The sequence below is a fragment of the Corynebacterium sp. KPL2825 genome (assembly GCF_037908445.1).
In the GTDB taxonomy this organism is placed as follows: Bacteria; Actinomycetota; Actinomycetes; order Mycobacteriales; family Mycobacteriaceae; genus Corynebacterium; species Corynebacterium kefirresidentii.
Genome location: NZ_JBBMGI010000003.1, coordinates 97,079 through 118,497, shown reverse-complemented (window position 1 = coordinate 118,497; position 21,419 = coordinate 97,079). Strand labels below are relative to the sequence as shown.

Sequence of the window (21,419 nt, the reverse complement as noted above, 5' to 3'; positions counted from 1 at the left end):
GGCATTAGTTTAGGACACGGATTCCGCTGCGCCGCACTGCAACCCACCACAGGGTGGCGATAGCAGTGAAGGCACAGGCGGCTGACACGTAGACCACAATGATGGTGCTGGGGGGAAGGCCGAGACCGCGCGGCAGCACAAAGAAGCTCATCGCTGCGGAATAGGCTACGACGCTGAAGCGGAAAATGAGCCTATTAGCCCACGCGGCCAAAGGTAGTACGGCCCATAGGATGTACCACGGATGGACGACGGGGAAAAAGATAACCAGTACTAAAGAGGCGATGCCGAGTCCTCCCACGGGGTGGATGTGGCCGCGCAAGGTGGCAAAGAGCATGCGGGCCATGAAGGCTACCGCCACGAGAACACCAAAGGTGCGGGTGACTGTGAGAATGGCTTCGGTGTGGTCGCCAAGGCCTAGGAGCATTCCGATAAAACCGGTACCTACGCCTACGGCGGTGGACGTAGAAAGCCACGAGCGAATGGACGCCGCCCCGCCTTGCCCGGTAATCCACCCCAAGCTAATGCCGGTGCAGACGCTAATAAGAGCAACGGTTGCTACTAAAACGATTATTTGCAAAGCGATGGCGTAGGCCAGGGCCTTCCAGCGTGCCGTACCGTGTGCGTTGATGAGGCGGCGAGCGTAGGCCATGCCCACAAAGCCCAGCCCAATAAAGCCAGTAACCTTGACCATTCCGGCACAGGAAAGGCAAAAACCGGAAGCTACCAGGGCTAGGTAGGCACTGCGTCGGGAGGCATCCAGCTTGTCGACGCCGCGGAGACCCAGTTCCATGCCCACCAATAGCAAACCCAACATGATGGACTCATTATGGATTCCGCCCACTAGATGCAAGATGGTCAGCGGGTTGAGGATGCCGAGCCACAGTGCAGATTCTGGAGATACCCGGCAGCGCCGCGCGAGACAGCTTATGGCCCAACCAGCAACAATAATCCCGGCGATGGACAATAGGCGATGGGTGATAACGCCCAAGAGGATGGAGTTAGAAGTAACCGCGCTGACCACAGCTGCTAGGCCGAGTGCTACCGGGCCATAAGGGGAAGGGGAATTAGCCCAGATAAACGGCACGGAGCGGGCGAGCTTATTACCTGCCCCTAGCAATTGAACGGGCCCGGCAGAATATGGATCCATGCCCTGTGCCACGATGGAACCATTAGCCAAGTAGGAGTAGATATCTTGGGTGAATAGCGGGGCGGTAAAAATCAAAGGGATGACCCACCCCGCCCAGGTTTGCCACAGTTGATGCGTGGTCACCAGACGGCGAGCACCCGCTGGGGCGGTGGCCTTGTCCTGAGGTTGGCGCAAGGGGGTTCCGACAAAGGGGGCGAGGAACACCCAAGCGGAGACCAATAGGCCTACTCCCACCATTACAATGGCGGAGGAGGTTTGCAGCATGCGGGACATCAAGGAGCCGAAGGGCACGTTGTCGTAGGGATTGCCCACCACGGGGAGTGCGCCGGCGCCTAGGGCGCCGAACGCAATGAGCAGGGAGCCTACCGTGCCTACCCAGCGCAGAATGAAAAATGTCCGCCACTGTGCTGTGGTGGTGCGCTTGAGGCCATCCGCATTGGCGGGGACAAAATCAAACCGAGAATCAGGTTCGGCGGCCCCCGTGTCTTCGGCGTGTAACCGTGCCGACCGGGAACCAGCGGTACCCAGCTGCGGCAGCTCTGCCTTCACGCCAGAAAATAAGCCGCGGATTTTGCCTGTCATGGCATATGACTTTACGCGAATCAATTGCTTAAACCCCAGCGGGCCCGCCCACATCGTGGGCAGCACGGTCGAGTCGGGCCGTTAGGGGAGTGTTGCCACCCCCGTGCCACGCCGAAGTTTGGCCAATGGTGGCATTCCGGAATGAATTAAGGAACACTAGTGTTGTCTAATATTGAAGGCGCTGTTGAACTGCGGCGAGCATCCCGGAGCTACGGGAGGACGTTGCGGGGCGGCAGTAAGTGTCTGAAGCGCGAAGGGAGGTCCCAGCATGAGCAGTCCGCAACGTAGTGTGGCTACGCCGAAGCCGGCGAAGGAATCCCGCACCACGGATGGTGATACCCGCCGTCAAGTTATGCTGTTGCTGTTGAAAGACGGGCCCGTTACCGCTTCCCACTTGGGTGAACGCCTTGGCCTTTCTGCTGCCGGAATTCGCCGGCACTTAGACAACTTGGTGGAAGAGGAACTGACGGAGGTCGTGCGCCGCCGCCCCGCTCCCCGCGGCTCTGCGGTCAGCGGTTCTGGTCGCGGGCGACCAGCCAAATACTTCCGCCTCACCGATCGTGGCCGCGCACAATTCGGTCACGCTTATGATGATCTGGCCTCAGAGGCCCTGACAGCTTTACGCGCGGTCGGCGGGTCCGAGGCCGTCAAACACTTTGCCAAAGTCCGCTTTGAGCGCCTCGTGGCAGATGTTCGGCCTCTGATAGAAGAGGGCGAGTCTGTTGAAGACGTGGCTCGCAAGCTGGCCGAGGTCTTGGATGAGCACGGGTACGCCGCCACGGTGGACCGCGCCGGCCAAGGAGTGCAGATCTGTCAACACCATTGTCCGGTCTCCCACGTGGCGGCCGAGCATCCAGAGCTGTGTGAGGCGGAACAGGAAGTCTTTTCTGCTTTATTAGGCAAACACGTACAGCCTTTGGCTTCCATTGCTGGAGGTCACGGAATCTGTACCACTAACATCCCCTTGACACCCGTTAATACAAATACTGAAAGGAGCGAGTCATGACCCAGGCACAATCGGCACCCGACAACAAGATGACCGATGATGAAATCATTGATTCCATTGGTGCATATGAGTACGGCTGGCACGACTCGGACGCGGCTGGTGCTTCTGCTCGCCGCGGCTTAAACGAAGATGTAGTACGCGATATTTCCGCCAAGAAGGGCGAGCCAGAATGGATGCTTAACCAGCGCCTAAAGGCTCTCAATATCTTTGATAAAAAGCCCATCCCCACGTGGGGCGCGGACCTATCTGGCATCGATTTTGACCAGATTAAGTACTACGTGAAGTCCACCGAGGAGCAGGCCCAGACGTGGGAAGACCTCCCGGATGACATTAAGGCCACTTACGATAAGTTGGGCATTCCAGAGGCCGAAAAGCAGCGCCTCGTTGCAGGCGTGGCAGCCCAGTACGAATCTGAGGTTGTCTACCACCAGATTCGTGAGGACCTAGAAAGCCAGGGCGTTATCTTCGTCGATACCGACACTGCGCTGCGTGATTACCCAGAGCTCTTCAAGGAGTATTTCGGTACCGTCATCCCCGCGGGCGATAATAAGTTCTCCGCGCTGAACTCCGCCGTGTGGTCGGGTGGCTCCTTCATTTACGTGCCAAAGGGCGTGCACGTGGATATTCCGCTGCAGGCTTATTTCCGCATCAACACGGAAAACATGGGTCAGTTTGAGCGCACCCTCATCATCGTTGACGAGGACGCCTATGTGCACTACGTCGAGGGCTGTACCGCACCTATCTATAAGTCTGACTCTTTGCACTCTGCAGTAGTGGAGATCATCGTGAAGAAGGGCGGCCGTTGCCGCTACACCACCATTCAGAACTGGTCCAGCAACGTCTACAACTTGGTGACCAAGCGCACCAAGGTAGAAGAGGGCGGCACCATGGAATGGGTCGACGGCAATATTGGTTCCAAGGTCACGATGAAGTACCCGGCAGTGTGGATGACCGGACCATATGCAAAGGGCGAGGTCCTCTCCGTTGCTTTTGCTGGTGAGGACCAGTTCCAAGACACCGGTGCCAAGATGACCCACATGGCCCCGCACACCTCTTCCAATATCGTTTCCAAGTCGGTGGCACGTGCCGGCGGTCGCGCCGCTTACCGCGGCTTGGTGCAGGTCAATCAGAACGCGCACCATTCCACCTCTAACGTGGAGTGCGACGCGTTGCTGGTGGACAATATCTCGCGTTCGGATACATACCCGTATAACGACATCCGTAATGACCACGTCACGCTGGGCCATGAGGCAACCGTTTCCCAGGTTTCTGAGGAGCAGTTGTTCTACTTGATGTCCCGCGGCATTGCGGAAGAAGAAGCAATGGCGATGATCGTGCGTGGCTTCGTTGAGCCGATTGCTAAGGAGCTGCCGATGGAGTACGCCCTCGAGCTCAACCGCCTCATCGAACTGCAAATGGAAGGATCGGTCGGCTAAAGAAAATGGTCGCTTCGAACGAATTCAATCCGGATAAGATCACCAAGGGTGATGTCTTTACCTCCACCAACGTGGAGGACTTCCCGGTGCCTCACGGCCGTGACGAGGTCTGGCGCTTTGTTTCCCTGCGCAAGCTCCGTGGCCTGCATAATGGCGAGTTTGCTGAGGCTGTAGCCCAGGATGTCACCGTGAGTGAGCACCCGGGCGTAAGCTCCGAGACCGTCGCTCGTGATGATGAACGATTGGGCCGTGTAGGTACCCCGTCTGATCGTGTCGCGGCACAGGCATGGACCTCCATGCCAGAAGGCCAGGTTGTCACCATCGATGCAGAGGCTCAGGTCGAAGAACCCGTCGTCATCACCTATACCGGCAGGGGAGAGGGCGTAACGTCCTTTGGCGCCACCTCCATCGAGGTAGGCCACCACGCCGAAGCTACCGTCATTTTGAAGTATGTCGGCTCCGGCACCCACGCGGATAACGTCGAGTTCATCGTGGGCGATGGTGCTCACTTGACCGTTGTCGTTGACGTTGACTGGGAAGACGATGCGGTTCACCTGTCCAACCACGTTGCCCAGCTCGGCCGCGATTCCGTGCTACGCCATAACTCTGCCATTTTTGGCGGCGAAGTAGTACGCATCGTGCCGCGCGTGAACTTCACCGAGCAAGGTGGCGACGCAGAGCTATTGGGCGTGTACTTCGCGGACGAAGGCCAGTACTTTGAGAACCGCATGCTCGTGGATCACTCCGTTCCTAACTGCCGTTCCCATGTTCTTTATAAGGGCGCGCTGCAGGGTACTAAGCAAAATGAGGCCCGCACCTGCTGGGTGGGCGATGTTCTCATTCGCTCCAATGCACAGGGCACTGATACCTACGAGACCAATAACAACCTGATCCTGACCGAGGGCGCTCGCGCGGATGCAATCCCTAACCTGGAGATTGAGACTGGTGAAATTACCGGCGCCGGCCACGCAGCCACCGTTGGTCGCTTCGATGACATTGAGTTGTTCTACCTCATGTCTCGCGGCATTCCAGAGGCTGAAGCCCGCCGCCTCATCATCCGTGGCTTCTTCAATGAGGTCATCCACCGCATCCCGGTGCAGTCCCTGTCTGAGGAATTGGAAGACCGCATTTCCGAAGAACTGGAAAAGATCTCCGCCTAAAGCTTTCATAGAAGGAAACCACACACATTATGTCTACTCTGGAAATTAAGAACCTCCACGCTCAAGTGCTGCCGACGGAAGAAGGCGGCGAGCCGAAGGAAATTCTCAAGGGCGTCAACCTGACGATCAACTCTGGCGAGATCCACGCCATCATGGGCCCGAACGGCTCCGGCAAGTCCACCTTGTCCTACACCATCGCCGGCCACCCAAAGTATGAGGTTACCGAGGGCGAGGTGCTGCTCGACGGCGAAAGCCTACTGGACATGCCCGTCGATGAGCGCGCTCGTGCCGGCCTTTTCCTGGCAATGCAGTACCCCACTGAGGTCCCGGGCGTAAAGGTCTCCCAGTTCATGCGTTCCGCCGTCACCTCCATCCGCGGTGAGGCACCGAAGCTGCGTGAATGGAATAAGGAGCTTACCCAGGCCCGCGAGAACCTGAAGATCGATAAGTCCTTCATCTCTCGCTCCGTTAACGAGGGATTTTCCGGTGGCGAGAAGAAGCGCCATGAGGTTATGCAGCTGGATATCCTCAAGCCAAAGTTCGCAGTGATGGATGAGACGGACTCCGGCTTGGACGTTGACGCCTTGCGCATCGTTTCTGAGGGCATCAACAGCTACCAGAAGGAAACCAATGGTGGCATTTTGATGATTACCCACTATAAGCGCATCCTGAACTACGTGAAGCCGGACTTTGTCCACGTCTTCGCTGATGGCCACGTCATCAAGACCGGTGGCGCCGAATTGGCCGATCAGCTCGAGTCTGACGGCTACGACCAGTTCCTCAAGTAAGGACCGGCCACCGGCCGGTCAACCGAGACTATCCTAAGAAGATTCATGTCTGGATTTGATGTAAACGCAATCAGGGAGCAGTTCCCGATTCTCCAGCGCACCGTCCGAGGCGATAAGCCTCTGGTGTATCTGGATTCAGGCGCTACCTCCCAGCGCCCGCTGTCGGTGTGGAAGGCGGAAGAGGAGTTTGTGTTGCATACGAACGCCCCTGTTCACCGCGGTTCCTACCAGTTGGCGGAAGAAGCCGATGATGCCTATGAGTCCGCACGGCAGGCTATCGCCGCGTTCGTAGGCGCGGACCGCGATGAAATCGCCTTTAGCAAAAACGCCACCGAGGCCCTGAACGAGGTTGCTTATGTGCTTAGCGACGAACGCGCGGGGGACCTCTACGTAGGCGAGGGCGATACCGTTGTGATCACCGAACTGGAGCATCACGCTAACTTGGTGCCGTGGCAGGAGCTTTGCGCTCGTACCGGCGCTACGTTGAAGTGGTACTCCATGACCGAAGACGGTCGCATCGATCTCGATTCGCTCGAACTCGATGAATCCGTCAAGGTCGTTGCGTTTACCCATCAGTCCAATGTGACCGGTGCTGTGGCGGATGTCGATGAGCTGGTACGCCGCGCCCGCGCGGTTGACGCCATGGTTGTACTCGACGCCTGCCAGTCGGTGCCGCACATGGCGGTAGATTTCCACGCCTTGGATGTGGACTTCGCGGCGTTTTCCGGTCACAAGATGTGTGGCCCCAGCGGCGTTGGTGTCCTCTACGGCAAGGAGGAGCTGCTCAAAAAGCTGCCGCCTTTCTTGACCGGTGGCTCCATGATTGAGATTGTCAAGATGGAACAGACAACCTTTGCCGAGCCGCCGACACGCTTTGAGGCAGGCACGCAGATGACCAGCCAGGTAGTAGGCCTCGGCGCCGCGGTGAAGTTTTTGGAAGAAGTGGGCATGGATAATATCCACGCGCACGAAAAGAAACTTACGGAGCGCGCACTGCGCCAGCTGAAGGAAATCCCGGGCCTGCGCATCATCGGCCCGGAAACCACTGAAAACCGCGGCGGTGCCATTTCTTTCACCGTGGACGGCGTTCACCCGCATGACTTGGGCCAGGTCCTCGATGACCACGGCGTGTCCATTCGCGTTGGCCACCACTGCGCGTGGCCATTGCACCGCGCCTGCGGGGCACAGTCCACCGCCCGAGCCAGCTTCTACCTCTATAACACCGAGGAAGAAGTAGATAAGCTGGTGGAAGCAATCAAGGCCGCCCGCGAATTCTTTGGAGTTGCCTCATGAACCTAGATTCCATGTACCAGGACGTCATCCTGGACCACTACAAGAACCCGCAGCACGCCGGACTGAGGGAGCCTTATCAGGCTGAGGTTCACCATGTGAACCCGTCCTGCGGAGATGAGCTGACCCTGCGCGTGCGTCTTTCCGATGACGGCAAGACCGTTGAGGACGTCTCCTATGACGCGGAAGGCTGTTCCATCTCGCAAGCTTCTACCTCGGTTATGGCTGAAGAAATCGTTGGGCTACCGCTCGCGCAAGCCAATGAGAAGCTGGCCGAGTTTGAAAAGATGATCACCTCTCGCGGCCAGGACGAGGGCGATGAAGACCTCATCGGTGATGGCGTAGCCTTCGCCGGAGTGTCCCAGTACCCAGCGCGCGTAAAGTGTGCGCTCCTCGGATGGAAGGCCTTCCAGGCTGCTTCCGCCGATGCACTAACAGAAGTGGAGAGCTAGATGACTGATCCCGTAGATCCTTATCAGAACGAGAATTCCTCTTTCTCCGGCAGCGGCGAGCGACCGGAGCAAACCGAAGAGCAGATTTCCAAAGCCTTTGACGTCACCGAATTTATGCGAGACGTCATTGACCCTGAGCTCGGGATCAACGTTGTTGACTTGGGCCTTGTCTATGATCTGTGGTTCGAAGAGGACAATGGCAAGGAGATCGTCATGATTAATATGACGTTGACCTCGCCGGCCTGCCCATTGACCGATGTCATTGCTGAGCAGGTGGAAGACATCGTCAAGGCCAATAAATTGGCCGATGCCGTCCGTATCAACTGGGTATGGATGCCACCATGGGGTCCGCAGATGATTACGGAAGAGGGCCGCGAGCAACTTCAGGCCCTCGGCTTCGCGGTTTAAATCGCGTCCTACGCACACGCCTCCAGCAGCGCATTTCCCGGTCTAGGGAGACAGTTGTTGGGGGCGTTAGCGCGTCTTAGCGTCGGCAATTGCTAGACTGTTTCTTCGTGATTGTAACCAATGATTTCGAAGTCAGGGTAGGAGCGCGCACGCTTCTCGAAGCCCCAGGGCAGCACTTGCGTGTGCAACCCGGTGACCGCATCGGGCTTATCGGCCGCAACGGCGCGGGCAAGACGACGACTATGCGCATTTTGGCAGGGGAGACCGAGCCCTATGGCGGCTCAGTTACTCGTTCGGGCCCCATTGGTTATTTGCCCCAGGATTCCCGCGAAGGAAATATTGAACAGACCGCGCGAGAGCGCGTTCTCTCCGCCCGCGGTTTGGATGATCTCAAGCGCCGCATGGCCAAGCAACAAGAGCTTATGGAATCGGCCACTGACGATAAGTTCCGGGATAAGGCCATCCGGAAATACTCCCGCTTGGAGGAGCAATTCGAGTCGCTTGGCGGCTATGAAGCCGACTCCGAGTGCGCGCAAATATGCGATAATTTGGGTCTGCCGCAGCGCGTCCTAGACCAGCAACTCAAAACTCTCTCGGGTGGTCAGCGCCGCCGCGTGGAGCTAGCGCAAATTCTCTTTGCCGCTACCGAGGGGTCCGGAAAATCCCAGACCACCCTGCTCCTCGATGAGCCGACGAACCACTTGGACGCGGATTCTATTACGTGGCTCCGCCAATTCCTGTCCAAACATGAGGGCGGGCTCATTATGATTTCTCACGACGTCGAGCTGCTTGAGGCCGTGTGTAATAAGGTGTGGTTCCTCGATGCGGTTCGCGGCGAGGCCGATGTATACAACATGGGGTATAAGAAATACCTCGATGCTCGTGCTACCGATGAAGCGCGCCGTCGCCGAGAGCGGGCCAATGCGGAAAAGAAGGCATCCGCCCTGCAAAAGCAGGCTGCTAAGTTGGGTGCTAAGGCAACAAAGGCCGCTGCGGCCAAGCAAATGCTCCACCGCGCTGAGCGCATGATGAGCCAGCTCGATGAGGTGCGGGTGGCCGATAAGGTGGCCAATATTAAGTTCCCCGAGCCGGCACCGTGCGGTAAGACACCCATGAATGCCAAGGGGCTGACCAAGATGTACGGCTCCCTAGAGGTCTTCGCCGGGGTGGATTTGGCCATCGATAAAGGGTCAAGAGTAGTGGTGCTGGGCTATAACGGCGCGGGTAAGACCACGCTGTTGAAATTGCTGGCCGGAGTGGAGCGCACCGACGGTGAAGGTGGCATCGTCAGCGGCCACGGCTTGCGGATCGGCTATTTTGCGCAGGAACACGACACCATCGATCCGGATAAGTCTGTATGGCAAAACACCATTGACGCCTGCCCAGACGCGGATCAGCAGGAACTGCGTAGTCTGCTTGGTGCCTTCATGTTCTCCGGCGAGAAGTTGGAACAACCCGCGGGCACTCTATCCGGCGGTGAGAAGACGCGCCTAGCCTTGGCCGCGCTGGTCTCTAGCCGCGCGAATGTGCTGCTGCTGGATGAGCCGACGAATAACCTGGATCCAATCTCGCGCGAGCAGGTACTCGATGCGCTAAAAACCTATACGGGGGCCGTGGTGCTGGTTACGCACGATCCGGGCGCGGTCAAGGCTTTGGACCCGGAACGCGTAATCATCATGCCCGATGGTGACGAAGATTTGTGGTCCGATGACTACATGGAAATCGTGGAGCTAGCTTAGGAAAACATGAAGACGCTACTGGAGAGGATGCCTGCCTGGCGGGAAAAGTTTTGGCTAATCCCTGCAGTGGCGGTGGCCGTTGCCGCCGTCAGCGCAGAGTTGCTCATCGCGGTCGGTAGCCGTTTTCGCGTGGCAGCCACCCCCTTTTATGATGGCAGCGCCGATAGTGCCCAAGGGATTCTAAGCGCGGTAGCTACCTCGTCGCTGTCCCTTGCTGGCACCCTTTTCTTCATCACGCTGACCGCACTTTCTGGTGTTGTCACAGTAATGGGGCCGCGCCTGCTGCATGAGTTTCTAAAAGATCGCTCTATACAATCGACCCTGGCGATCTATCTTGCAACCTTCATTTTTGCCCTTCTTTCTTTACGTGCGGTGCAAACGGGCGGTAATGGGAAAGAAGAATATGTTCCTTCCTTGAACGTAGCAGTAACGGTGCTGTTGGCCATCGCCTGCGTAATCTTCCTCATTTATTTCATCGTCCATATTGCCCAATCGATCAGTATGTCTCACGTAGTTCACGTGGTGGCCGAAGACGTAGAGGACCACATGCGCCGGCTCATCCGGCGGGGCGAAGAGGAAAAAGCGGCCAAGGCTCCTGGGCCAGAATTTTACGTGGATGCGGAAAAGCGGCGCAGCAGTGGAACTGGCTACCTCAAGTTCGTCGACTATGACGCCATTGCGCAGGCAGCGGCACGGGAGAATTGCGCGGTGCACCTCGGCGTGGCGCCGGGTGACTTGGTACTGGAAGGCGAGGTTATCGCACACGGTGTGCCGCGCCTTCCGGAAAATGTTGAGCGCCATATCGTGCTCACCCAGTACAGGGAGCATGCCTCAGCTCACGACCCTCGTTTTACCGCCCGGCACCTGGCGGAGATTGCTGCCCGCGCTTTGAGTACTGGTGTCAATGATCCGTACACGGTCATCGATATCATTGACCGCTTTACCCAGATCCTCACCGTCATCGGGGATAAGCGGCTTCCGCAGGGCATTGTGCACGTTAACGGCGAGTTTCGCCTCGATTACCAAACGTTCAGCTATGAGGAAATTGTGGAGGCGATGTTCACGCAGATTCGGCGGGACGCCGCCGATAACGCGGAGATTTACCTCAGCTTGCTGGATAACCTGGCCAAGGTAGTGGCCCTTTTGTACACTGCTGAGCGCCGGAGCGTGCTTGCCGACGCCGCCCGGGCCATCTACTCTGATGCCCGCCGCCAAGTTGGCGGCGAGGTGGAATTAAAACAGCTGGAATGTTCCTACCAGCATTTCCAGGACAACCTCGCCGAAAGGGCGGAGTCAGAGAAACCCGGCGAAGAGCACGCCGCGGACTAGGCCGCGGCGCGGTGGCCGCTCTCCTTAGTTGCGGAATCCATGCACTGGAGCGGGGATGAAGCCGCCGCGGTTAATGAACTGCGCATTACCCACGTGATTGATCGGGATCACCGGTGCGTAGCCCAGCAGGCCGCCGAAGCTCACCTCGTCGCCCACCTGGGCGCCAGGAACCGGGATCACGCGTACCGCCGTGGTCTTATGATTCATCACGCCGATGGCGGCCTCGTCAGCAATCATGCCCGAAATCGTCGCGGCCGAGGTATCGCCCGGCAGCGCAATCATGTCAAAGCCCACCGAGCAAATGGCGGTCATGGCCTCCAGCTTGTCCATGGAGATAGAGCCGGACTTAACCGCATCGATCATGCCTTTATCCTCGGAGACGGGGATAAAGGAACCAGACAAACCGCCGACGCGGGAGCAGGCCATCATGCCGCCCTTCTTTACGGCGTCGTTAAGCAGAGCCAAAGCAGCAGTTGTACCGTGCGTGCCCACCTGGTCTAGGCCCATGTGCTCAAGGATGTGGGCCACCGAATCTCCCAATTCGGCAGTAGGGGCAAGCGAAAGGTCGATGATGCCGAAGGGTACGCCAAGGCGCTCGGAAGCCATGGTGCCCACCAGTTGCCCGGCGCGGGTGATCTTGAAAGCGGCCTTCTTGACTTCTTCCGCTACCTGGTCGAGGCTCGCCCCTTCGAGCGATCCCAAGGCGCGGTCGACAACACCTGGGCCAGAAACGCCGACGGAGACTACGCAATCGGGTTCTTCGATGCCGTGGAACGCGCCGGCCATAAATGGGTTGTCGCCCACAGAATTAGCAAAGACCACCAGCTTGGCGCAGGCAATGGCGGAATTGTCCTTGGTCAGCTCGGCAGCTTCCTTGATAACCTCGCCCATCTTCCTTGCCGCATCCATGTTGATACCGGCGCGGGAACTGGCGATATTGACGGAGGAACACACGACGTCAGTCGTAGCCAGCGCTTCTGGAATGGAACTTATGAGCTTTTGTTCCGCGGTGGTAGCGCCCTTTTCGACCAGAGCGGAATAGCCGCCCACGAAGTTGACTCCTACCTCTTTGGCTGCCTTGTCCAGTGCCTTTGCGGCGTCGACGGGGTTTCCTTCTACACCGGCTACCACCAAGGATATTGGGGTCACGGAGATACGCTTATTTACGATGGGGATACCCAGCTCGCCTTCGATGCCTTCGCATACCTCCACTAGGCGCCCGGCCTGCTGCGTGACGCGGTCATAGATGGCCTGGCAGGTAGCGTCCATGGTGGATCGGGTGCATCCAAGGAGGGAGATGCCCATGGTTACGGTGCGGATATCGAGACGATAGTTCTCAATCATCTCGATGGTGTCCAAGATATTAGTGGTATTAAAACGCGTGCTCATTTAAATCTCATTCATGGCGGTGAAGAGGTCTTCGGACTGAATGCGGATGGACTGGTGCTTTTCTTCCGCCACGGGGCGCATATGCTCCTTGATGGTCTGGATGGAGACCTTATCCGCATCAAATTCGACGCGGAGGATCATGGTGAAGTAACCGCCCATGAGTGTTTGGGACACGTCAATGACGTTGATATCGAGTTGGGCAAGGGTAGTGGTCACCGCGGCTATAATGCCGGTGCTATCGGCTCCGGTGACGGTCATAATGGCATACATGCAAGCAATTCTATCTGCTCGCTGCAGCCACCGCCGCCATTTTGCCACCGGTACTGGCCGGGGTCGCTGCGGGCAAGAGGCGTCGTTGTTACGGTGGGGAGGTATGACTGATAAAAAGAAGATTCTGTACATCGGTGGACATGGCAAGGTCGGCCTGTTGGCCGCCCCAAAGCTGGTGGAGGCCGGACACGAGGTCCACTCCCTTATCCGCAACCCTGAGCAGAAGTCTGAGATTGAAAAGCTTGGCGCGATCCCAGTATTGGCCGATATTACCGAGCAGACCGTTGCGCAGTGGGCGGAGCTTTTCGCCGCTTATGATGCCGTAGTGTGGGGCGCTGGCAACGGCGGCCGCGGTGGGGCAGACCTTACGTGGGCCGTTGACCGCGATGGTGCCCTTGCCACCCTCGACGCTATGGAGACGCTGCAGCAGGAGGGAAAGAACCTGCCTGCCTACCTCATGATTTCCTATGTGGGTTCTCAAGAAGCCACCACGGATCCCGCCGACGAGAAGTGGTATGCCTACGTTGAGTCCAAGAAGGAAGTGGACAATCGCCTTGCTCAGGCAGAGTTTCCGCACCTTATCCTCAAGCCAGCAATGCTGACCGAGGAACCAGCACAGGGGCTGGAGCAGATCGAGGATAAGGCGCTACAGGAGTCCATGACTTCTTCGCGCGAGCTGGTCGCCGATGTCCTCGTCGAGGCCCTCGGCCGCGAAACCCTGCCGGAATCCCCGCTCGCCTTTGTAGATGGCGATAATCCAGTGAGCTCCATCAAGTAAGGCGTTAGACTGGCTGGCACTATGATTGCCACGCCTCCAGCTATTTTAATTGATTGTGACCCCGGCATAGATGATTGCCTCGCCCTGATGTATTTGGCGGGCCTTCATCATGCCGGGGATATTGAGCTGGTGGGAGTTACCACCACAGCCGGCAACGTCGAGGCCTATCAGACTGCGGCCAATGCCCGCTGGATTCTGGATTTGTGCTCGCTTGCCGATGTCCCCGTAGCCCCCGGCTTGCCGCACCCCTTAAAGGTGGGTCTCACGACAACCCCTGAGACCCATGGTCCGACGGGATTGGGCTATGCCACAGCACCTACTACCACGCTGCACCACAGCGATTGGCAGCGTCTATGGAAAGAAGCACTAGCCGCTCATCACGATCTGCAGTTGATTGTTACCGGGCCGGTCACCAATCTTGCAGCATTTGAAAAAGCCCATAGTGAAGCCGTCGCGCAGTTTGGCGCCATTACCATCATGGGCGGCGCGGTTAACTACCGGGGAAATACCACCCCGACCGCGGAATGGAACTTTTGGGTTGATCCGCACGCCGCCGCCCAGCACTTTCATTCATCTGCCCCGCGCGTTCCCACCACACTATGTTCGCTTGAGCTAACAGAGCAGTTTCTCATTACCCCACAGCGCCTAGAAGCGGTCATGGAATTATTGCACGGACACCCTATGGCACAAATCCTGCCGGATGTGTTGCGCTACTATTTTGAATTCCACCAAGCGCAGGGGGAAGGCTATCAGGCCCAAATCCACGACCTTTTGACGTGCATGATCGCCTTAGAGCAGATCGACTTCGAGGTTGTAGAAACTACCGTTGATGTCGAAGCGGAATCGCCGCTACTGCGGGGGACGAGCGTTGCGGACTTGCGAAACCACTGGGGCCGAGCCCACAACGCACGACTGGTTACGAGCGCAGATATGGAAGCCGCGCATCAAGAATGTCTGCGGGGGTTTACACTATTGGCTTCACGCTAGTGGCTTTTAAAGAGCAGAACCTCTACTATTATCCGCGGCGCACGTGCCGTGCGGGATCGCTTTCCGAGGTGACATAGGAAAGCAGCACCATCCGCGGTCGGCGTTTTTCTATGCCCTTTTTCTATTTATGGATTTGGACTTTTATTGTGTCACAGCTTTCTCTCACCCCCGCCCGCAAGGCCATGGTCATCGCGGGTGCATTAATCGTTGCCGCGACTTGGATTTACCTGGTGCTTTTGCGCCCCACGGACTGGCATTCTGTTGCTGGTTCGACTGAAGCGCTCGTTACCCTGAGCGGCTATCTTATCGGCGCCGCGCTCCTGCTTGCTGGCACCGTGCCGGCTTTACCAGCGCGAACCATCGCCATCATCCCGGTGGCGCTGGTCCTTAATATTGTCGTTGGTGAAATCATTGGTTCAATCGGCATACCTCTCTATATCGATTCCGTGGGAACTATCCTGGTAGCCGCGCTTGCCGGTCCCATTGCTGGCTTGGCTACCGGCACGCTGTCTTCTGTCGTCTGGGGCTTGCTCAACCCCGCTGCTTTGCCTTTCGCTGCAGTGTCCGCCGCCACGGGATTCCTATCCGGATTCGTCATCAAGAAGGGCGCATTTACCAAGGTATGGTGGGTCATTCTCAGTGGCGCCGTCATTGGCATTGTCTCCGGCATGCTCGCCGCCCCTGTCGCTGCCTTTGTTTATGGCGGTACTGCGGGTCTTGGTACGGGCGCGGTTGTCTCGCTCTTTCGCGAGCTGGGCAATTCCCTTATCGCCTCGGTTACCCTGCAGTCCTTCATCTCAGATCCCCTGGATAAAACGCTGGTTTTCCTCATCGTCTGGGCAGCGGTAAAAGCTTTGCCGCAACGCACCCGTGAATCGCTGCAACCACGCTGATGAGCCGCCTCCATCCTGCCACCGTCGTCACCATTGCGGCCTGCGGCTGGCTTCTTACCTTGGCGCTAAACACCCCAGTGGCGTCGGCAAGCGTCATGCTCGTTGCCCTTGCCTGCGGTACTGTATCTACCCGCAACGCCTCCGTGATTTTGACTACGATTGCACTGAGCGTGCCCGCGGCCCTTTCCATGCTGGTCATTCATGCTCCCTACGGTGACACCCCAGTTGCGCCTCTGCTTACTGCCGACGGCCTAATACTCGCCGGTAGCCTCAGCCTCCGCTTCTGTGCGCTCATGGCCTGCTTCATCGCGGCAATGGCGGCGCTGCGCATCGCGGATATCGCCAAATGGCTGCAAGTCTCCCGCGTCGGACACAAGGTGGCGTATGTGGTTGGTTCCTCCCTACAGACCTTGCCCCAAGGTGCGCATGCCTGGCGATGCGTCCGTGAAGCCAACCAATTAACCGGAATCACCATAACCTGGCGCAATACCATCTCTCGCGTCATTATTCCTGTCATCGCTCGCCTCCTCATCCAAGGAACTCAACGCGGCCAAGCCCTGGCCGCCATCGGGTTCGACCAGGAAGGGAAACGCAGCTTATTGCGGCCCGTTGCCGATTCCAGGTTGTCCCGAGTCTTACGCTTCCTTATCCCGCTAGTGTGCCTTGCGGTGGTGATTGCTAGATGGATCTAGCCCACCTTCGCCCCACCCCTGGGACCATCGTTCAGGTTCTCGTCGATCCTGATAAAGCAGTGGAAGATGTTGCGGCGCAGCTAGCGGAATCTCTGTCCACCGCAGCAATCATCGGCACGGATGCTTCCGCACAAATTAGTTTCCTGCGCGAGTCCTGCATTGAAGAAGTAGTACTAGGCCTGGAAAACGCGGGTGTGCCTGCGGAGGAGATGCAAGTCCGCGGGGACCATATGCTTAGCGCAGTGGGCCTTTCGGCCTACTGTGAACATGACCCCGCGCAGCTGTCTGGCGGCCAAACTCGCAGATTAGCCGCAGCCTGTGTGGCCATCCGCGAGCCTGCGATCATGATCATTTGTGAACCCGCAGCTGGCCTCGATTCAGAGTCGCGCGCACAAGTGATTAACCTTCTGCAGGCAATGCCGCATACCTGCGTTATTGCCGTCTCGAGTACTACCTGGCCAGAGCTAGGCGGAGAAATCATAGGAACAGAACCACTCGTAGCACCCCTCAACCTGCCGCGGGTATATGCGCGCGGGCGGCAGGGGAGCATAGGCCCGCTAATTGCCCAGCGAGGACCAAAGAAGAAAAGGTGGTGGCAATTTTCCCAGCCCACCGGAACAACTTTTAGCGTCGGCCCCGTAGAAATCCCCACCGTGGAAGCCGGGGTGACATGGTTGCGCGGCAATAATGGTAGCGGTAAAACGTCGCTCTTGCGCGCCGCCGCCGGGCTTGATGGCGGGGGAGTTGTACGAAATCTTCCCGCCCTTGCTATGCAGTCGCCGTTTGACCAGGCGGCATTTTCCACAGTGGAGGAATTTGTACCCAATGAAGCTTTGCGCAACCTGCTGGGATTAAATCCTGCTGATCATCCCTTAGATTTGTCATCATCACGCCTGCGGCTTGCGCAAGTGGCCCACGTTATTGGGCAGCACCGCCAGAAGGTGCTGCTCGACGAGCCAGATACCTTGCTTTCCGCCGCGGACCGATGGCTTATGCACCAACTAATCCACTACGGATTACAGTCCGGCAGTGCCTTAGTGGTTACTTGCCATGATCCGCAGTTTGTGGCGGAAATATCGACCTACGCCCAAGTCACGGAAAAGAAATTACCGTCACCGCACCGCTGAGCACATGCGAAAAGCTCCCGGCTATTGCGCGTTTCAAGTAACAAGCAGCCGGGAGCAGGACTGTTCAGACGGGATTAAGACAGATCCGCCTGACCGCCACGGATAGATTGCTCTACTAAGTCAAGGACTTTTTCCAGCTCTGCGGTTTCGCCCAAGGCGAGCCGGTTGATGAACCCATCCATAAACACCTCTAGATAGATAGCCAAGGTGTCGATATTAACATCATCGCGCAGGCGGCCCTTGTCCGCATTGGACGCCAAGCGTGCGCGCACGGCCTCGCCACGAACCGACTGGTTTTCCTTCCACCTAGCGGCGAAGGAAGGATCAGTGCGGAGGAGGGAAGTGATTTCCAAGCGAGTGGCTAGCCAATCGTGACGCTCAGGATGCTGGAGCATCTCACGCATAACCTCAACCAAGCCATTGTGGGCTACGACCTCGGCCTGACGGGCGGCATCTTCTTGCGCCAATGCAAGAAAGAGAGACTCTTTGTCACCGAAGTGGTGAAAGATTGCGCCGCGGGACTTGCCCGTTGCCTGTTCTAGTAGACGAACTGTAGCTCCCTCGTACCCGTGCTCTGCAAAACACCGGCGAGCGCCTACGAGAATGTCGTGCCGACGGCGGCTGAGTTCAGATTCGCTGACGATTGGCATAGTAGGCAACTCTCCTTAATGGGGAACGTCTAAAGAATAATAAATCAGTAATTTTGAATAAGAATAAAATCTATGCGACGAAACGCGGGGCCGCAGCGCCCTCTACTGGGGAGGGCGGTGCAACCCCGCGTTATCGACCGAACCTAGGCCCTTAGCCCCTTCAGGGGCTTAAGGATTGTGCGAAAAGCGCCTAGCTCTTGACCATCTGGCGCAGGACGTACTGCAGGATGCCGCCGTGGCGGAAGTAGTCAGCCTCACCCGGGGTGTCAATGCGGACGTCAGCGTCAAACTCGACGGTGTCGCCGGACTCCTTGGTGGCGGTGACGTGGACGGTCTTCGGGATGGAGCCTTCATTGAAGGCGGTGATGCCCTCAATATCGAAGGTTTCAGTGCCATCCAGCCCCAAGGACTCGTGGGACTCGCCCTGTGGGAACTGCAGTGGGATAACGCCCATGCCGATCAGGTTGGAACGGTGGATGCGCTCGAAGGACTCAGTGATTACAGCCTTTACGCCAAGCAGGTTGGTGCCCTTTGCAGCCCAGTCACGGGAGGAACCAGTGCCGTACTCCTTACCAGCGATGACTACCAGTGGAATGCCGGCTTCCTTGTAGTTCTGGCAAGCATCGAAGATGAAGGCCTGTGGGCCGCCTTCCTGGGTAAAGTCACGGGTGTAGCCACCAGTGACATCGACCAGCTGGTTAGCCAGGCGAATATTCGCAAAGGTACCGCGCATCATGACCTCGTGGTTACCACGGCGAGAGCCCAGGGAGTTGTAGTCCTTGCGTGCAACGCCGTTTTCATCAAGGTACTGCGCAGCCGGGGTGCCCGGCTTAATAGCGGAAGCAGGGGAGATGTGGTCGGTGGTGACGGAGTCACCCAGCTTCGCAAGAACGCGAGCGCCCTTGATGTCCTCAACCGGGTTTGGCTCGGTAGGCATGCCATCGAAGTAAGGAGCCTTGCGGATGTAGGTGGAATCCTCATCCCACTTGAAGGTCTCACCTTCCGGCACGTCCAAGTTGCGCCAAGCCTCGTCGCCCTTAAAGACGTCGGCGTAGTCAGCCTCGTACATCTCGCGGGAGATAGCGGACTGAATGGTGTCCTCAATCTCCTGCGGGGATGGCCAGATGTCCTTCAGGTAGACATCGTTGCCTTCCATATCCTGACCCAGTGGCTGTGCATCAAAGTCAAAGTCCATGGTGCCGGCAATGGCGTAGGCGATGACCATGATTGGGGAGGCCAAGTAGTTCATCTTGACGTCTGGGGAGATACGACCCTCGAAGTTGCGGTTACCGGAAAGAACCGCGGTGGCAGCTAGGTCATTCTCATTGATGGCTGCAGATACCTCATCCGGCAATGGGCCGGAGTTACCGATACAGGTGGTGCAACCGAAGCCGGAGAGGTAGAAGCCCATTGCCTCGAGGTCCTTCCAGAGGTCTGCACGCTGGAAGTAACCATCAACAACCTGGGAACCAGGGGCACAGATGGTCTTAACCCACGGCTTGGACTGGAGGCCCTTTTCTGCTGCCTTGCGGGCAATAAGACCTGCGCCCACCATCACGGATGGGTTGGAGGTGTTCGTGCAGGAGGTGATGGAGGCGATAGCGACCATGCCGTGGTCCAAGGTGAACTCGCCACCATTCTGGGACTCAACGGTAATCGGGTTGGAGTGACGGCCCTTTGCACCAATAGCGGAGGACTCGCCGTGGCCCTCGCGGGCCTTATTCAAACCGCCGGTGACGTCCTCCAATTCCGGAGCGCCGCCTTCTGCGGACATGCGCTTTGCCTCAACAGAGGTTTCATCGACGCAAACCTCGTCGGTGGTGTAGTTAGCCAAATCCTTGCGGAACTGCTCCTTGGCCTCGGTCAGCAGGATACGGTCCTGCGGGCGCTTTGGACCAGCAATGGAAGGAACAACGGTGGACAGGTCCAGCTCGAGGTACTCGGAGTACTTTGCCTCCGGGGCATCCTCTTCCAGCCACATTCCCTGCGCCTTGGCGTATGCTTCAACGCGGTCGATCTGCTCCTGTGGGCGGCCGGTGAGCTCGAGGTACTTGGTGGTCTCCTCATCAATTGGGAAGATCGCCGCGGTGGAACCGAACTCAGGGGACATGTTGCCGATGGTGGCGCGGTTAGCCAGCGGAACGGACTTGACGCCGTTGCCGTAGAACTCTACGAACTTCTGGACAACGCCGTGCTCGCGCAGCATCTCAGTGATGGTAAGTACAACGTCGGTTGCGGTAACACCGGTTGGAATCTCGCCGGTCAGCTTGAAGCCAACGACCTTCGGGATGAGCATGGATACCGGCTGGCCGAGCATCGCAGCCTCTGCCTCGATGCCGCCGACGCCCCAGCCAAGAATACCTAGGCCGTTTTCCATGGTGGTGTGGGAGTCGGTACCGATACAGGTATCAGGGTAAGCAAGGCCCTCGTTGTCGAATACAACGCGGGACAGGTACTCGATATTTACCTGGTGGACGATGCCGGTTCCTGGAGGTACAACGCGGAAGTTGGAGAAGTTCTCAGCACCCCAGCGAAGGAACTGGTAGCGCTCTTCGTTGCGCTGGTACTCAATTTCGACGTTCTTTTCCAGTGCATCGGTGGAGCCAAAGGCCTCAACGATGACGGAGTGGTCAATAACCATCTCGGCTGGGTTGAGCGGGTTGACCTGATCCGGGGTACCACCCAAGGCAGAGACCGCCTCACGCATGGTGGCAAGGTCAACAACGCAAGGAACGCCGGTGAAGTCCTGCATGAGCACGCGTGCTGGGGTGAACTGGATTTCGGTGTCTGGCTCCGCTTCCGGGTCCCAGTTTGCCAGGGCGTTGATGTGGTCCTTGGTTACGTTCTTGCCGTCCTCATTGCGCAGCAGGTTCTCTGCTAGCACCTTGAGGGAGTAAGGCAACTTCTCCAAGCCGGAGACGGTGTTGATGTCAAAGTAGTCATAAGACTTGCCGTTGACGTCAAGGGTCTTCTTGGCCTCGAAGGAGTTCAAGCTTTCAGTCACAGGGAGCTCCATTCCTTGTTGATAAACAGTGTGTTCTGTTTGGTACTCGTCGTCTGTCGTTACCGCGGGGCGGTGCTCTGCGTCTTCGGTCACTAATGTGACAGGACGCGACCATGGGGCCCGCAGTGCTGAAGGCGACAAAGAACGCGATGGTTCACCTAGATATTGTAGAGGCTAAAACCTTCGGTCGCTGCCATTGTAACAGTACAAGCGTTCTGTTTCACCTTTTCGGGAAAACCGGCGAGTTGAGGAGTTGGGTCGCTTCTAGCTGCCCGTATCTTGGGGGAGAAGT

At 57.7% G+C, this 21,419-nt stretch carries 19 protein-coding genes; 14 read left to right on the top strand and 5 right to left on the bottom strand.

The window, feature by feature from the left end:
* Positions 1–4: 4 nt before the first annotated feature.
* Positions 5–1,729, bottom strand: coding sequence for a polyprenol phosphomannose-dependent alpha 1,6 mannosyltransferase MptB (mptB, locus tag WMQ00_RS03490; RefSeq protein WP_248098370.1), 1,725 nt, complete (start codon positions 1,727–1,729; stop codon positions 5–7).
* A 268-nt stretch (positions 1,730–1,997) separates the two neighbouring features.
* Between mptB and WMQ00_RS03485 the strand changes: the two genes are divergently transcribed.
* The 9 genes from WMQ00_RS03485 (at position 1,998) to WMQ00_RS03445 (ending at position 11,337) form a co-directional block, all read left to right on the top strand.
* Positions 1,998–2,735: a helix-turn-helix transcriptional regulator gene (locus tag WMQ00_RS03485; protein ID WP_239203998.1), complete on the top strand. Its 738-nt coding sequence runs from the start codon at positions 1,998–2,000 to the stop codon at positions 2,733–2,735.
* Positions 2,732–4,171, top strand: a complete 1,440-nt coding sequence (gene sufB, locus WMQ00_RS03480) for a Fe-S cluster assembly protein SufB (protein ID WP_023021511.1) — start codon at positions 2,732–2,734, stop codon at positions 4,169–4,171. The genes WMQ00_RS03485 and sufB overlap by 4 nt, the downstream gene beginning before the upstream one ends.
* Before the next feature lie 5 nt (positions 4,172–4,176).
* A complete protein-coding gene (sufD, locus tag WMQ00_RS03475) occupies positions 4,177–5,331 on the top strand; it encodes a Fe-S cluster assembly protein SufD (protein WP_049360807.1) in 1,155 nt (384 codons plus the stop codon).
* Between the two features lie 29 nt (positions 5,332–5,360).
* Complete coding sequence (gene sufC / locus WMQ00_RS03470) at positions 5,361–6,119, top strand: Fe-S cluster assembly ATPase SufC (protein WP_340440667.1); 759 nt, start codon at positions 5,361–5,363, stop codon at positions 6,117–6,119.
* Between the two features lie 45 nt (positions 6,120–6,164).
* Positions 6,165–7,412, top strand: a complete 1,248-nt coding sequence (locus tag WMQ00_RS03465) for a cysteine desulfurase (RefSeq protein ID WP_049378170.1) — start codon at positions 6,165–6,167, stop codon at positions 7,410–7,412.
* Positions 7,409–7,861: a Fe-S cluster assembly sulfur transfer protein SufU gene (gene sufU, locus WMQ00_RS03460; protein WP_023021515.1), complete on the top strand. Its 453-nt coding sequence runs from the start codon at positions 7,409–7,411 to the stop codon at positions 7,859–7,861. Before WMQ00_RS03465 ends, sufU begins: the two co-directional genes overlap by 4 nt.
* Positions 7,862–8,269 (top strand): metal-sulfur cluster assembly factor, encoded by a 408-nt coding sequence (locus WMQ00_RS03455; protein WP_023021516.1) that lies wholly within the window; start codon positions 7,862–7,864, stop codon positions 8,267–8,269.
* A gap of 107 nt (positions 8,270–8,376) precedes the next feature.
* Entirely contained in the window at positions 8,377–10,008 is a 1,632-nt protein-coding gene (locus tag WMQ00_RS03450; protein WP_023021517.1) for an ABC-F family ATP-binding cassette domain-containing protein, read from the top strand.
* A 6-nt stretch (positions 10,009–10,014) separates the two neighbouring features.
* Complete coding sequence (locus WMQ00_RS03445; RefSeq protein ID WP_049378169.1) at positions 10,015–11,337, top strand: DUF2254 domain-containing protein; 1,323 nt, start codon at positions 10,015–10,017, stop codon at positions 11,335–11,337.
* A 24-nt stretch (positions 11,338–11,361) separates the two neighbouring features.
* On the opposite strand, the gene WMQ00_RS03440 is transcribed toward WMQ00_RS03445, so the two are convergent.
* A complete protein-coding gene (locus tag WMQ00_RS03440) occupies positions 11,362–12,726 on the bottom strand; it encodes a PFL family protein (protein ID WP_049378167.1) in 1,365 nt (454 codons plus the stop codon).
* Positions 12,727–12,996 carry an ACT domain-containing protein gene (locus WMQ00_RS03435; RefSeq protein WP_023021520.1) on the bottom strand — a complete coding sequence of 90 codons (270 nt, stop codon included), beginning with the start codon at positions 12,994–12,996 and terminating at the stop codon, positions 12,727–12,729.
* A gap of 103 nt (positions 12,997–13,099) precedes the next feature.
* Here WMQ00_RS03435 and WMQ00_RS03430 point away from each other — a divergent pair, with 103 nt between their 5' ends.
* The 5 genes from WMQ00_RS03430 to WMQ00_RS03410 all read left to right on the top strand — a co-directional run bounded on the left by WMQ00_RS03430 (position 13,100) and on the right by WMQ00_RS03410 (position 17,473).
* The gene (locus tag WMQ00_RS03430; RefSeq protein WP_316330858.1) at positions 13,100–13,774 is read left to right on the top strand and encodes an NAD(P)H-binding protein; all 675 of its coding nucleotides are present in this window, start codon (positions 13,100–13,102) and stop codon (positions 13,772–13,774) included.
* Positions 13,775–13,795: 21 nt separating this feature from the next.
* Complete coding sequence (locus tag WMQ00_RS03425) at positions 13,796–14,761, top strand: nucleoside hydrolase (protein ID WP_316330859.1); 966 nt, start codon at positions 13,796–13,798, stop codon at positions 14,759–14,761.
* 146 nt (positions 14,762–14,907) lie between these two features.
* Entirely contained in the window at positions 14,908–15,654 is a 747-nt protein-coding gene (locus WMQ00_RS03420) for an ECF transporter S component (protein ID WP_396335104.1), read from the top strand.
* Complete coding sequence (locus WMQ00_RS03415) at positions 15,654–16,346, top strand: energy-coupling factor transporter transmembrane component T family protein (protein WP_340440666.1); 693 nt, start codon at positions 15,654–15,656, stop codon at positions 16,344–16,346. Before WMQ00_RS03420 ends, WMQ00_RS03415 begins: the two co-directional genes overlap by 1 nt.
* Positions 16,337–17,473 (top strand): hypothetical protein, encoded by a 1,137-nt coding sequence (locus WMQ00_RS03410; protein WP_023021525.1) that lies wholly within the window; start codon positions 16,337–16,339, stop codon positions 17,471–17,473. The genes WMQ00_RS03415 and WMQ00_RS03410 overlap by 10 nt, the downstream gene beginning before the upstream one ends.
* A 74-nt stretch (positions 17,474–17,547) precedes the next feature.
* Here the strand turns inward: WMQ00_RS03410 and WMQ00_RS03405 are convergent, their stop codons facing one another.
* Positions 17,548–18,123 (bottom strand): TetR/AcrR family transcriptional regulator, encoded by a 576-nt coding sequence (locus WMQ00_RS03405; protein ID WP_023021526.1) that lies wholly within the window; start codon positions 18,121–18,123, stop codon positions 17,548–17,550.
* 190 nt (positions 18,124–18,313) lie between these two features.
* Positions 18,314–21,127: an aconitate hydratase gene (gene can, locus WMQ00_RS03400; RefSeq protein WP_023021527.1), complete on the bottom strand. Its 2,814-nt coding sequence runs from the start codon at positions 21,125–21,127 to the stop codon at positions 18,314–18,316.
* Between the last annotated feature and the right edge of the window lie 292 nt (positions 21,128–21,419).